At 58.7% G+C, this 13,338-nt stretch carries 14 protein-coding genes; 8 read left to right on the plus strand and 6 right to left on the minus strand.

The window, feature by feature from the left end:
* The first annotated feature begins 12 nt into the window (after positions 1–12).
* The 6 genes from FHP24_RS13240 to FHP24_RS13265 all read left to right on the plus strand — a co-directional run bounded on the left by FHP24_RS13240 (position 13) and on the right by FHP24_RS13265 (position 5,581).
* On the plus strand, positions 13–1,023 hold the full coding sequence (locus tag FHP24_RS13240) for an ABC transporter ATP-binding protein (RefSeq protein ID WP_139676653.1): 1,011 nt from the start codon (positions 13–15) through the stop codon (positions 1,021–1,023).
* Between the two features lie 71 nt (positions 1,024–1,094).
* Positions 1,095–2,021, plus strand: a complete 927-nt coding sequence (locus FHP24_RS13245) for an ABC transporter ATP-binding protein (RefSeq protein WP_139676974.1) — start codon at positions 1,095–1,097, stop codon at positions 2,019–2,021.
* A gap of 15 nt (positions 2,022–2,036) precedes the next feature.
* Entirely contained in the window at positions 2,037–2,963 is a 927-nt protein-coding gene (locus FHP24_RS13250; RefSeq protein WP_139676654.1) for an ABC transporter permease, read from the plus strand.
* Positions 2,964–3,014: 51 nt separating this feature from the next.
* Positions 3,015–3,857 (plus strand): ABC transporter permease, encoded by an 843-nt coding sequence (locus tag FHP24_RS13255; RefSeq protein ID WP_246091755.1) that lies wholly within the window; start codon positions 3,015–3,017, stop codon positions 3,855–3,857.
* A 30-nt stretch (positions 3,858–3,887) separates the two neighbouring features.
* Positions 3,888–4,652 (plus strand): glycerophosphodiester phosphodiesterase family protein, encoded by a 765-nt coding sequence (locus FHP24_RS13260; protein ID WP_139676656.1) that lies wholly within the window; start codon positions 3,888–3,890, stop codon positions 4,650–4,652.
* 14 nt (positions 4,653–4,666) lie between these two features.
* The gene (locus tag FHP24_RS13265) at positions 4,667–5,581 is read left to right on the plus strand and encodes a TIM barrel protein (RefSeq protein ID WP_139676657.1); all 915 of its coding nucleotides are present in this window, start codon (positions 4,667–4,669) and stop codon (positions 5,579–5,581) included.
* A 96-nt stretch (positions 5,582–5,677) separates the two neighbouring features.
* Here FHP24_RS13265 and FHP24_RS13270 read toward each other — a convergent pair whose 3' ends face one another.
* The gene (locus FHP24_RS13270; RefSeq protein WP_139676658.1) at positions 5,678–7,264 is read right to left on the minus strand and encodes a GMC oxidoreductase; all 1,587 of its coding nucleotides are present in this window, start codon (positions 7,262–7,264) and stop codon (positions 5,678–5,680) included.
* A gap of 511 nt (positions 7,265–7,775) precedes the next feature.
* Between FHP24_RS13270 and FHP24_RS13275 the strand changes: the two genes are divergently transcribed.
* Entirely contained in the window at positions 7,776–8,084 is a 309-nt protein-coding gene (locus FHP24_RS13275) for a hypothetical protein (protein ID WP_139676659.1), read from the plus strand.
* 229 nt (positions 8,085–8,313) lie between these two features.
* Positions 8,314–9,219 (plus strand): S1C family serine protease, encoded by a 906-nt coding sequence (locus FHP24_RS13280; RefSeq protein WP_139676660.1) that lies wholly within the window; start codon positions 8,314–8,316, stop codon positions 9,217–9,219.
* Between the two features lie 4 nt (positions 9,220–9,223).
* On the opposite strand, the gene FHP24_RS13285 is transcribed toward FHP24_RS13280, so the two are convergent.
* The 5 genes from FHP24_RS13285 to FHP24_RS13305 all read right to left on the minus strand — a co-directional run bounded on the left by FHP24_RS13285 (position 9,224) and on the right by FHP24_RS13305 (position 13,328).
* Complete coding sequence (locus FHP24_RS13285) at positions 9,224–10,486, minus strand: glycerate kinase type-2 family protein (RefSeq protein WP_139676661.1); 1,263 nt, start codon at positions 10,484–10,486, stop codon at positions 9,224–9,226.
* Positions 10,487–10,565: 79 nt separating this feature from the next.
* Entirely contained in the window at positions 10,566–11,174 is a 609-nt protein-coding gene (locus FHP24_RS13290) for a DUF2026 family protein (protein ID WP_139676662.1), read from the minus strand.
* Positions 11,175–11,456: 282 nt separating this feature from the next.
* Complete coding sequence (locus FHP24_RS13295) at positions 11,457–11,660, minus strand: cold-shock protein (RefSeq protein WP_112456227.1); 204 nt, start codon at positions 11,658–11,660, stop codon at positions 11,457–11,459.
* Positions 11,661–11,807: 147 nt separating this feature from the next.
* The gene (locus tag FHP24_RS13300; RefSeq protein WP_139676663.1) at positions 11,808–12,416 is read right to left on the minus strand and encodes a J domain-containing protein; all 609 of its coding nucleotides are present in this window, start codon (positions 12,414–12,416) and stop codon (positions 11,808–11,810) included.
* Positions 12,417–12,725: 309 nt separating this feature from the next.
* Complete coding sequence (locus FHP24_RS13305) at positions 12,726–13,328, minus strand: alkylhydroperoxidase domain protein (RefSeq protein WP_139676664.1); 603 nt, start codon at positions 13,326–13,328, stop codon at positions 12,726–12,728.
* Positions 13,329–13,338 lie beyond the last annotated feature (10 nt).

A 13,338-nucleotide genomic window follows, 5' to 3' on the forward strand; every position in this document is an offset into this window, starting at 1 on the left:
AGGTACGCTTCGATGATTTCCGACAACCTTGTGGAATTGCACGGCCTGACGGTCGCGTTCGACGGTGTGAAGGTGCTGCATGGCATTGATCTTACCGTTCGCCGTGGCGAGGCGATCGGCCTTGTCGGTGAATCCGGCTGCGGCAAGTCGGTCACATGGCTTGCGGCACTCGGGCTTTTGCCGGGCAAGGCGACGGTTGCCGGTTCGGTGCGCGTCGATGGGCAGGAAATTCTCGGCGGGCCGCGCACGGTTCTCGAAAGTGTCCGCGGCAAGCGTATCGCGATGATCTTCCAGGACCCTTCCAGTTCGCTCAATCCGGTGATCTGCATCGGCCGTCAGATTACCGAGGCGCTAGTGATCCACCGCGCATTGACCGGCAAGGCGGCAAAAGCGGAAGCGCTCAGGTTGATGGACATGGTCGGTATTCCCGATGCGCGCCGACGCTTCGACCTTTTTCCGCACGAGTTTTCCGGTGGCCAGTGCCAGCGTCTGATGATCGCCATGGCGCTTGCCGGCGAGCCCGACCTGCTGGTTGCCGATGAGCCGACGACCGCGCTTGACGCTACAATCCAGGCACAGATTCTTGATCTCCTGATCGAGCTTCGCAAGGAGACCGGCATGGCAACGATCTTCATCAGCCACGATCTCGGTGCCGTTTCCCAGGTCTGCGAACGCGCCTGCGTCATGTATGCGGGCCGCATCGTCGAGCAAGGCACGATCGCGGCTCTCTTCGACAATCCGCGGCATCCTTATACGCGCGGTCTGTTCGACGCCATTCCGCGTCTCGACGGTCCGCGTGAGCGGCTGATCCCTATTCCCGGCACCGTTCCCCATCCGCGCGATCTGCCGGAAGGCTGTGCTTTCTCTCCGCGCTGTTCGCATGCTGCAGCGGACTGTCGCAGCGGCCGGCCGAATCTCTCCGCAATGGACGACGGCCGCCTTCTTTCGTGTTTCCACCCGGTCGGCCATCCCGCTGGTCTTATGCAAGCCGCCGAAAGCCGTATTCAGGAGGCCGTATCGTGATTGCTCCTTCTGCGAATGCCGCCTTGATCGAAGCGAAGGATCTGGTCCGGACCTACGAAGTTCGCCAGGGCATGTTCGGCAAGGCGACCCCGGTGCGGGCCGTCGATGGCATCAACCTCACCGTCATGCCGGGAGAAACCCTTGGCGTGGTCGGCGAATCCGGTTCCGGCAAGTCGACGCTCGGCCGCATGCTGCTCGGCATCGATTCGCCGCAGGAAGGCGAGACATTTTTCGACGGCAAGCCGATGCCGAAGCTCGGCACGCCGGAGTGGCGGGCACTGCGTGCCAGAATGCAGCTTGTCTATCAGGACCCGCTCGCAGCACTCGACCGGCGCCTGACGGTTGCCGAACAGATCGGCGAACCGCTCGCCATCCACAAGCTTGTGCCGAAAGAGCATCGGGCCATCCGCGTCGCGGAGTTGATGGTGTCCGTGGGCTTGAGGCCGGATCAGGCGGACCGTTACCCGCACGAGCTTTCCGGCGGCCAGCGGCAGCGTGTCGTCATTGCCCGTGCGCTTGCCTCGCGCCCCAAACTTCTCGTTTGCGACGAACCGGTTTCCGCGCTCGACGTGTCGATCCAGGCGCAGGTCGTCAACATGCTGCGTGACCTGCAGGAGAAGAACGGCATTGCCATGGTGTTCATCAGCCATGACCTGAAGGTGGTGCGTAACATGGCCGATCGGGTCGCCGTCATGTATCTCGGGCGGATTGTCGAAGAGGCCTCGTCCGATGTGATTTTCGCCGCGCCGCTGCATCCCTATACCAAAGCGCTGGTCTCCAGCGTTCCGGTCCCGGGAAAGCCGCTGAAGGGCCGCACGATCCTGCAGGGAGAGCCGCCGAACCCGGCCAATCGTCCGTCCGGTTGCGCCTTTCATCCGCGTTGTCCGCTGGCAACCGATATCTGCCGCACAAGCGTGCCGCATCTCCGCCAGGTTGCCGACGGCCGCACCGCCGCCTGCCATCTGCTGGCCGGTGCCGATCAGCCCGTCGCCGCGTAAGGAGCACCAATAAATATGCTTCGTTTTGCTTCCATCCGCCTTCTTCGTGCAATGATCACCATCCTTGCCGTCCTGACCTTCGCCTTCGTGGTCCTGCGTATGTCGGGTGATCCGGCGCAGGTCATGCTCGGCCCCGACGTGCCCCAGGAATCGGTTGACGCCTTCCGCAAGGCCTGGGGCCTCGATCAGCCGCTGTGGATCCAGTATCTCGCCTATATCAAGGCGATTTTCACCGGCGATTTCGGCGTCTCCATGCGCGACAAGGCTTCGGCCATGCAGCTCGTCATCGACCGAATTCCCGCCACTCTGCAGCTGACCATCCCGGCTCTGTTCCTGAAGGTCGTTATCGGCATTCCGGCCGGCGTCTATGCCGCGCTGCATCGCCAGAGTGCGGTGGATCGCGGTGTGATCCTGGCGGCGATTTTCGGCTTCACCATTCCGTCTTTCGTCATGGGCCTGCTTCTGGTGCTGATCTTCTCGATCACGCTCGGCCTGTTGCCCTCCGGTGGGCAGGATACCTGGCAGCATGGCATTCTGCCGACGCTGACCATGAGTATCGGCGGCATCGGCATTCTCGCCCGCTTCTCCCGCAGCGCGATGATCGAGGTAATGGGCCAGCCCTATATCCGAACCGCGTCCGCCAAGGGCATGGCGTGGCAGGATGTCGTCTGGCGCCATGCGCTGCCGAATGCGGCCGTGCCGATCGTCACCATCGTCGGCTTCATGGTCGGTTCGCTGATTGCCGGTGCAGTCGTGGTGGAAACGATCTTCTCCTGGCCCGGCATCGGCCGCCTTCTGGTCGTCTCGGTGACCAATCGCGACCTCGCCGTCGTCCAGTGCATCCTGCTGATGATCGCCGCCACCATGGTCGTGTCGAACCTGATCGTCGACCTGCTCTATGGCTGGCTCGATCCGCGGCTTCGCGCCCACAGCGCCCATTAAGGAGAGACGGATATGACAATCGTCGATACATCCCGTCAGCCTGCGTCCGAAATGCCTTTCGTTATCCGTTTCATCAAGCAGGTGCGCAGACTACCTTTCTCCGTCGGCTTCGGCATTGCCTGGCTTGCCGCCATGGTGTTCGTCGCCTTCTTCGCCGACCTGGTCCGTCCCTATGGCATCACCGCCATGGATCTGCGCGCGCGCCTCTCGCTGCCCGGCAATCCGGCGCATCTTCTGGGAACCGATGAACTCGGGCGTGACGTTCTCTCGCGGCTCGTCCAGTCGATCCGGGTTTCGCTTGCAATTGCTTTCGGCGCGACGATCATTTCGGCCGTCGTCGGCACGACGCTCGGCTTTCTGGCGGCAAAGTTTCGCGGCGCGGTCGAGCATTTCGTGCTGGTCCTTGCCGATTTCCAGGCGGCGCTGCCGTTCCTTATCATGTCGCTGGCGGTTCTCGCCTTTTTCGGCTCGTCCATGCCGCTTCTGATCGGCCTGATGGGTTTTTACGGCTGGGAGCGTTATGCCCGTATCGCTCGCGGTCTGGCGATCTCAGCGAGCGCGCAAGGGTATGCCGCGGCTGTCGTGCAGCTCGGCGCGACCCCGACGCGGGTCTACATGAAGCATATCCTGCCCAACGTCGCTTCGACGCTGATCGTATCGATGACGCTGACCTTCCCGGAAATCATCCTGATGGAAAGCGGGCTCTCCTTCCTCGGCCTCGGCGTACAGCCGCCCGAAAGCAGTCTCGGCAACATGGTCGGTTTCGGTCGCGAATATCTGACGCGTGCACCCTGGATCATGCTCGCCCCGGCCTTCGTCATCATGATGACCACGCTGTCGATCTCGCTGGTCGGAGACTGGCTGCGCGACAAGCTCGACCCGACACTTCGCTAATCTGTCCTGTTTCGACCCAAGGAATTTCGCATGACCCAAACGAAGATCACCGGCCACCGCGGCGCCCGTAATCTCTGGCCGGAAAACTCGCTGACCGGTTTTCGCAACGTGCTGGCGCTCGGCGTCGATGCGATCGAATTCGATGTGCACCTGACGGACGCAGGTGAACTGCTCGTCATCCATGACGCGACCTTGGAACGCACCACGGACAAAACCGGGCTGGTTCGCGAGCTGACACCGCAGTCCCGCACGCAGACGCATCTTGAAGGCACGGCTGATACGGTGCCGACGCTTGCCGAAGTGCTTGCCATTCTGGTCGATGCCGGCGAACGGCAGCTTCACGTCGAGATCAAGTCCGACGAGGCGAAACAGCCTTATCCCGGCATCACGGAGAAGGTTGTCGCCGAGATTGAACGTTTCGGTCTCGCGCATCGCTGCCATCTGACCTCTTTCGACGTGTCGGTATTGGAAGAATGCCGTCGCGTGGCGCCGAAGGTCGAGCGTCTCGTGTCGGTAAATGCCGAATGGGCGGCAAAGCAGGGCGGGCTTGCGGCCTTTATCGACAATGTCGACGGCCTCGTCGATATCGTCGCCATTCATCATGAACTGATGGCGGCTGAATGGGACCTCATCACCTCCAAACTGCCACTTGAACGCCTCTGCGTCTGGACCTTGAACGAAGAGGTGTTGATCGGGCCGTGGCTGGAACGCGGCATCGGTCACTTGACGTCCGACAGCCCTGACCTCGCGCTTAGCTTGCGTGGGAAAATTCAATCGCAATCCGAACCTGCCTGAAGAGGAAGATCACCATGGGCAATATCATCGGCACAGGCTTCAATGCCGGCTCAGTAGACGGCGAACTGGCGAGCCTTGAACAGGAACTGCGCGTCCTTGCAGAGATAGGCGTTGATACCGTCGAGCTGGGCCTCACCAGTCTCGATCTCATCGCCGGCGGCCGCATCATCGAGGAGCGCGCCGAGCGGCTTGTCGCGATCACCAAGCAGTTCGATTTCCGCTACACGGTTCACGGCCTCGTCTCCTCGAACTTCATGGACCCGGACACCTGCCGTTACCAGATCGACGCCGCCAAGGCGCTGGCGCAGGTCTGCGACCGCATCGGTGCCCGCATCCTCGTCCAGCATGGCGGTAACCTGCGTGCGGACCAGCTGGCAGAACGCGCCGATGCCGACAAACGCGAGCGCGAGGCGCTGTTCGAGCTTGCAGAATTCTGCAAGCCCTACGGCGTGCGTATCGCGTTCGAAAACATCTTCACCACCGAGCTTGGCCAGTATCGCCAGACGCCGACGCAGATTGCCGAAACCGTCAGGGCGGTCAATCATCCAAACCTCGTGGCGCTGATCGACTTCAGCCACGCCTATCTCGAATCCACCTATCGTGGCCTGAACTTCCGTGAAGAACTGCGTGCCATGGCGCCGGTTGCCGGCCATCTGCATGTGCATGACAGTTTCGGCCGCCCGCAGGCTTTCTACAAGCCGTATCACGTGCAGGAAAATACCGCGCTCGGCATCGGCGACCTTCACATGCCGCTCGGCTGGGGTGATATCGACTGGGAAGATATCTTCTCCGAACTGAGCTTCCTGCCGGGGACCGTGCTGATGATGGAAATCGGCCGCCGTTACCACGCAGAACAACCTGCAAGTCTTGAGCGCGCCAAGCGACTGATAGCTCTCAATGCAAAACAGTCGGCAATTGCAGCCGAATAAATGAAGCGATGGCCTCTCTTGCGGCAGAAGATCTGCTGGAGGAGAGGCCACTCGCAATCAAATCGCGGTAGCGGCTAAGTCGCATTACGTCTGCGCTTAAGCAGTCTTCGCTGGTTGCGCTCGTGCTACGAGGCTCACCAAATGATGGGCCAGTCGAACCCCGAATGCGACGGCGGGAAATGTCGGATTGGCCTGCCCTGACGTTGGGAAGACGCAGCTTCCTGCGACGAAGAGGTTATCTATATCAAAGGTGCGGCAATCGGCATCGACGACACCGTCTTGGCGGTTGCTGCCCATGCGCGTCAATCCGATCTGATGGTAGCCGTCATGAGCCTGCGATATCACCATTTCCTCCAGATCTCCCTCCAAGAAACGCAGTGAGCCGAGGCCTGCTTTTCTCAGCCACTCGTCAAAACTGTGATGGATGCGAAGAACAGATTGATAATCTTCAGGGCAGTAGCTGAATTCGGTGCTTATCCCGAACTGGCCGTCCTGATCAGGATCGTTGACCAACTGAACGCGGCTCAGTCTCCTCGGTGCCTGCTCGGCATGGTAACTAAGGCCATATTCGTTGTGCGCATCGCGCACCTGGAGGTGCGGAAGCCCGTAAAAATACCTGTCATGTGCAACCTTGGAGATCGAAGCCAGGCCGTTGATGGGATGCCGCATCAGGAACATGCCATGTGTGATGCAGTCCTGCCGGGATGCACTGCGTTTTCCCGCAAGAACCTCCCTGAGAAAAACAGCCGAAGCCAACGGCTGGCGCGGCGGCAGCTTGCCAACATCCGAGCTGTGCGGCCACATCACGGTGTTCAACACGCCCAGATTTCGCTGCGTTTGAGGGGAAGGCTGCAGGCGTCTGCGCGTGAAGCGGCCATCCTGTTGTCGCTTGTAGAAAAACTGCTCTGCGATCGCGTCTGACTGAAACCGTATCTGGGCAATCTGGCCAGTCAGATGCCCCATATAATATCGCCCGAGCGGCCCTTCCTCTCCGGCGAAAAGGTCGGGAAATTGTGCCTGGAGGTTGAGCAGGATGCGCGAATTTTCGCGACCTCCGCATGCCAGAACGAAGTGGGTTGCACGAACCGTCCCCAATTGTCTGTCGCATCGGATGGTCGCCGAGACGGCCCTGCTCGTTGCGCTATCGAAATTCAACTTGATCAATTGGGCGTCGAGAAGAATGTGCAGGTCTTTTGAAGACAGGAGAGTCTCTCGGTTTGCCGTCGCAGTGTTGCGAGGAAAGGCCCAGCTTTCGACCGACTCGATAAATGCTTCGTTTGATATCGATGCATTGTGCGGACGAGGTGCCTTCATCAGCTGTGCCGCCTCAGTGTAATGAGGCTCCAGTTCGCTGTGGGTTATCGGCCAGCGCGCCTCTTCACCGAGATAGTCGCGATGCTCGAAATCAATATCGTCAAGCTCGACGCATCGCCCACCCCAGCGGCTTGAAGTCCCTCCCAGGCCGAATGCCAGCGTATCGTGATCGGGCGCGTGCGGGACGGCGTCATCCAGCCGTACACCTTCCTGCTTTTTTGGCGGTATCGCGTTTCGTGCCCCGCGCTCGAGAAGGATTGTTCGAATGCCGGCCCGGCCGAGAGTGAGGGCGATACAGACACCGACAGGCCCGGCTCCGACAACGCACACATCAAACTCCGTATTCAGGATATCGCGGCTGGACAGCATAAGGATGTACTCCCATCACTGATTGGACAAGTTATTCACGCGCATCGGAAATGCGCCCCGCATGGCTCATATCGCCCCGTCATTAAGGCGTGCCGCGACGCCTTGGCGTTCTCAATCGACGATTTCAGAAGAAACATCAGACCTGCATGAGCGGAACGGATGTGTCTACGTATTCGTAACAAGCAACGTAATTTATGCGGAATCGAAGTGAAACTCTTGATATAAGGCGATATTGTCGAGTTTAAATTCGGTCCAATTCAATATATGATGAATTGATGGCGTTTGAAACGCAAGATTAATCGGGACTCTTCTTGAAATTTGTTTTATTCCGATCCAAATCGGGGATCTGCACTTTCAAGATGGGGTATAGGCGTTTTCGCTGGAAAGCATCTGGATGATGCAGCGGTTGACCGGAGTTTGTTTGCGGGAGCTTTCAAAAAAATAAAGGAGCATCAATGTCGAACATGGGTGTCACCATAAAAAAATCTTGCGGAATAGCCGCGGTGCAAACATGAAGACCAGGCCGGAACTATCTACCTTTGTCGCCCTCTCGTTGGCTTTAGCCGGGCCGGGCCATACAGCCGAGTACTTTTGGTCAAGCAGCAGCGCATGTGTTGAAAGGCAATTGCAGGTTCAGCGAATCCGGGAAGGCCTCAGGGCGGGCTTCATCGAGCTTCGTTTGGCAGAGCTTGGGCATATCAGCGCCAAAGGCGATCAAAACTGGACGCCCCCCCAAGTCATTGAAGACACCACTTTCAAAGGTATCGATCAGTATATCGTCAACCTGCGGATCATCTGCAGACAGCGATACCCGGATTGATTTTTCAAGCTTGCCAAGGGTTCAAAATAGGCTGCTGGATAAATATATACATCAGGTCGATAGGCTGCCTTGCGAAGGTCGGGCTATCGAGCGCGACGATGTTGTTTGCAAGAAATTGCTCGCCTGGATGGCAGGTGCCGCTTAGCTTCAGTTTCGCGCAGGTGACGTTTCAGCGCTAGATACATTGTTCCCCGGGATGTTTTTCCGGCTTATTTTCAGGATTTGCATCATGGATCTCGAAAAAATCTTGCGGTCGCTTGTGGCCGTCCGCGCCTCCATTCCCGAAAAGGCTTTCACTGCGGGCACGCTTGGCACGCGCCGTGAAGGCAGCGGTGTCGTGATCCGCGAAAACGGTCTGGTGCTGACGATCGGTTACCTGATCACGGAAGCCACCGAGGTCTGGCTGACGCGTCACGATGGTCGCATCGTGCCAGCTTATGTGACGGCCTATGACCAGGAAAGTGGTTTTGGTCTTGTCCAGGCACTTGCGCCGCTCGACCTGCCGGCACTCCCTATCGGCAATTCCGACGAAGCCTCGGTGGAAGATGCGATCGTGTTTGCCGATGGTGAGGGGCAGTATGTTCGTGGCCATATCGTCGCAAAACAGGAATTCGCCGGTTATTGGGAATATCTGCTTGATGAGGCGATCTTTATCACCCCTGCCCATCCATCTTGGGGCGGGGCCTCGCTGATCGATAGTGAGGGCAGGCTCGTCGGTCTCGGTTCGCTGAGATTGCAGATGAGCAAGGGTGGTGAAATCGCCGACATTAACATGGCCGTGCCGATCAACCTGCTGAAGCCTATTCTCGACGATGTGCTGAGTCAGGGTATGATCAACAAGCCGCCGCGCCCTTGGCTCGGGGCCTATTCGGCTGAAACCAATGGCGAAGTTGTGGTTATGAGCGTCACGGAAGATGGACCTGCCGCAAAGGCCGGTTTGCGAAGCGGCGACGTCATTTCCGAAATCCGGGACGGTGAAGTCGATGGATTGGCGGACTTCTATCGGAAAGTATGGGATAGCGGCTCGCCGGGTGCCGAAATTCCGATGCGGATACTTCGCGACGGCCGCGAAGCCTGGCTCAGGGTCAAGTCAGCGGACAGGAACGATTTCCTGATCAAGCCGTCGCTTCAATAAACGATCAGCGTATCAGAATAGCCCTGAAATCATTGACATTCGTCCCGGTCGGGCCGGTTTCGAAAAGGTCGCCGATAGCAGCAAAGCCAGAATAGCTGTCGTTGCGCTCGAGCAGAGTTCGGCCGTCGAGGCCGGCGCGCAGCAGTTGTTGCGCTGTTGTTCCGTCAACGAAGGCGCCGGCATTGTTTTCCGAACCATCGATCCCGTCGGTGTCGGCGGCAAGCGCCACGACCCGCGTACCGCCGATTGCTAGCGCGAACGACAGGGCGAATTCTCCGTTGCGTCCACCTTTCCCGCCTTTGGAGCGGATTGTCACGGTGGTTTCCCCCCCAGACAGGATCACTGCCGGCTTGGTGAATGGCCGATCCTTCAGGGCGACTTCGCGGGCGATAGCCGCATGCACGAGAGCCACATCACGCGCTTCACCCTCGACGGAGTCGGAAAGGATATGGGCTTCGACGCCGTGACTGCGAGCAAGATCAGCCGCAGCCTCGAGCGAAACCCCGGCAGACGCGATGATGTGCTGCTCGTTTCTTGCAAAACGTGGATCTTCCTGCATCGGAGCATCGGCTGCCGGCGTATTCAGATGCGCGATGACGCGCGCCGGAAGCTCCATCCGGTATTGCTCGACAATGGCGAGCGCCTCCTGGCGCGTACTGGCATCGGGCACGGTCGGACCGGACGCGACGAAGGCGGGATTGTCGCCGGGTATATCCGATACGATCAGGCTGACCACACGCGCTTTCGTTGCTGCGGCGAGCCGTCCGCCCTTGATCGTCGACACATGCTTGCGCACCACGTTCATGGCCGAAATGGGCGCACCGGATGCGAGCAGCGTCTCGTTGAGGGCTATTTCGTCCTGAAGTGTCAGCCCCTTCGGAGGCGACGGAAGCAAGGCGGAGCCACCCCCACAGATCAGCGCGATGACCAGATCATTTTCCGACAGATCAGACACCGCATCGACCAGCCGGCGGCTTGCCGCAAGGCCAGCCTCGTCGGGAACAGGATGAGCGGCTTCAATTATCTCTATGTTCTTCGTTTCGCAGCCATAACCGTATCGTGTGACGACCACTCCGCTCAGGACGGGGCCACCCCAGACCGTTTCCAGCGCCGCCGCCATCTGTGCCGCTCCCTTGCCGGCGCCAATGACGACCGTGCGGCCATTTGCGGGTGGCTGCGGCAGGTGCTTGCGGATTCCGTTGAGCGGATTAGCGGCCTTTACGGCGGCGCTAAATAGCATCTGCAACAGGTGGCGTTCAGCGGTCATGTCATCTCCTCGTCCTGGCGAACTGTTCTGACCATGACGATCGGCACGCGTCAATCACGCGTTATCTCTCAGGGCTGCATTACCACGCGCCAGCGAGCGAATTTCCAATGAGCGGGATATCCCTGGTCGTTCCGAGTTTCTCCTGAACGGAAATGGATGCAGGAATCTGCCTCGGCGATTTGCGAAACCACTTTGCGGCGACGGTGGCCAGGTCTCCGATCATGGCGTGCTTGCGCCACTCCGCGAAACGTCGGGCAGTCGCTTCAGGTTCGGAGCGATAAAAGAAGTCACCGGACCGTTCGAGATCGTTGATCGACGTTGCCATCTCGGACATGGGGCGCTGGAACATCTTGGAGGACACCGAAAGGTCTTTTGCACTTTCGGAGAATGCCGGCGCCATGAAGTCGATCGCCCAGCCATCAGCCTCGACCCAGCAATGGAAGTTTTCTCCGGCACCGGTCACGAAGCCGTCCTCGCGGTGATCGGCAAACAGGATGACGGTGCCATCGAGATTGTAGGCCGCAAGACCGCCCTTCGGCGTCGCGTCCAGCTTGTAGTGTTGTTTGAGGATGAAGGCACCGAACGTGCTGAAATACATGGCAGCCGTAGCAGGGTCGGCATTTTCATTGACCAGGAGGCTGTTGATGACCCTGTAGATCCGGTGATAGTCGCTTTGCTTGATCAACATGCCTGCTGCCCTTCAAATCTGGTGATTTGGGGCACCAATAGCGTATCAGCCCAGCAATCGAAATCTGTTTTCGGAAGTCGGACAGGCAAGCGCTTCAAGCGCTGCGGTTTTTTCCGTTGTCAGGGAATTCGCAACGCAACTGATGGCGGCGTATCCTGCACAAACGACGAAAAACGGATTCGTTGACGCCGACATAAAGCTGTAAGCATCTGAAACCTCCCTAGGAAATGATGCCGCGTTTCTCAACGCGGCATCATCAGTATGATCCGTCAACGAAATCGCTTACAGCGGGTTGACGTTTTCAGCCTTCGACTTGCCGGTCTTGCGATCCTGGCCCAGCTCGTAGCTTACCTTCTGGCCGTCACGCAGAGCGGCGCCATAGGCGACTGCCGAAATGTGCACGAATACGTCCGCGCCGCCATTTTCAGGCGTGATAAAGCCGAAGCCCTTGTCTTGGTTGAAAAATTTAACAGTGCCGGTCGCCATCAGAGTTCCCTGTTCAATTGGGGCCAATGCCCCACAATTTTATATGAGGAAGCAGAAGTGCCTCGTCATACACATACCACGCCGCAAGACGCTTGATCGTTACATATCCCGAATTTGGGGCTCAGGTAAACCTTGTGAAAGCAACCTCTAGCAAAATCCGTTCATCTTAAGGATTTTGTGGGCCTCGATGGACGCCCGAAGCAGATCCTCGGAATTACGATTCCCCTGGTTTGCGTCAGGATGGTGCATTTTAAGCCGTTCTTTGTAGCGGGCCCTGATCTCTTCCGGTGTCGCATCCGGCGCTAGTCCAAGGGTTTCAAACGCCTTGGCTTCGAGAACCTTGAGTTTTCGTGCCTGAGAGGCCCTTTTCTCGAAAAGGCGCTGAGCTGCAGATTTGCGGGCGTTGACGGATTTTGCCGAACCGGATGGGGCCGTGGAGGGAAGTGGGGCCTCCTTTGCCGCGCTGAAGGCTGTACCCGAGGTCACGCGGCTCCCGGCCGCAGCTTCCTTCTGGTAGCGGGCAACTTCCGGGCTGGAGAGGGCGGTGGAGTAGTTATAGCCTTTGTTGTAATCCCTCACATGCTCCAGACAGAATGAAAGATACAGTCCCTCCGCGGCGCCTCCGACAGGCGCGCGATGCGGCCCGACCTTCTCGCAACCGTCCCACTGGCATTTCGGCCCAGTAGGTTCGGTGGGTGTCGGGGCCTTCTTCTTGGTGGATTTAAGGCTTACGAATATTTTGGAATCACGCGTCATGGGCCCGTATATGGCGGCAACTCGGCGGCATGGCAAGAATGGTCTAACATGCCGCCTGTGTTGATGTGTCACGAATGGATGTCCCTGAGTGCTCGCTGCCAGTCCAAGCTCATAGTCTCGGCCTCCATTTAGGGTGCTGAGCCGCTTGTTCTTGGGATTTGGCAGCGTGACTTCATCGGGGCTTTGTCCCAATCGGAGGAAGCTCGCTGTGGCCAATTTCCGTTATATAAATCAAAGACGTGGGCCGGCAACAATGTGGTGCGGTCCACGTCGAGCACGCAATGCGTAATATGGGCGAGCTTGGTGCAATCAGGTGGCGGGCGTCGGCTCACCTATGGAGAGCATCAGCCTGTTTGCCCAATTGAAGAATGCTGCGCCATGGACGACATCCGAAATTTCTTCGCTGGACAGTCCTGCATCGCGAAGGCGCTTTGCGTGTTCCGCACCGAAGACAGGCGGCGTGGCGCTCAGCGCGACGGAAGCCGAGACGATCGCATTCCAGCGTTCGCCGAGATCCGCATCGACACCTTCGTCCAGAAGCTTCTGCACATCAGCTTCGCGCTTGGAATATTGCGAGGCGAAGCGCGAATGGACCGAGGCGCAGAGAATGCAGCCGTTCAGCCGTGATGCCGCGGTGGCGGCCAATTCTCGTTCGGCGCGCGGCAGGCCATCCTTGGTGTTGTAAAAGATGTCGTTGTCCGTCTTGGTGCGTGCCTCCAGAATATCCGGATCACGGACCAGAAGCGCGAAATAGGCAGACTTGGCTCGAGCCTTGTCGACCAGTGCCTCATAGTGCCGGTCGGTGAGTTCGGCTTCTGCCAAAGGCTGTAGCCATGCGGTCCAGCCGATTTTGTTCTGGGTGAAGACAACCGGCGGGTTTTCGACGGCGGGTTCGATAACGGTATCAGACATGGGGATATTC

It is taken from the genome of Aliirhizobium smilacinae (assembly GCF_006335145.1).
GTDB classification, from domain to species: Bacteria; Pseudomonadota; Alphaproteobacteria; order Rhizobiales; family Rhizobiaceae; genus Neorhizobium; species Neorhizobium smilacinae.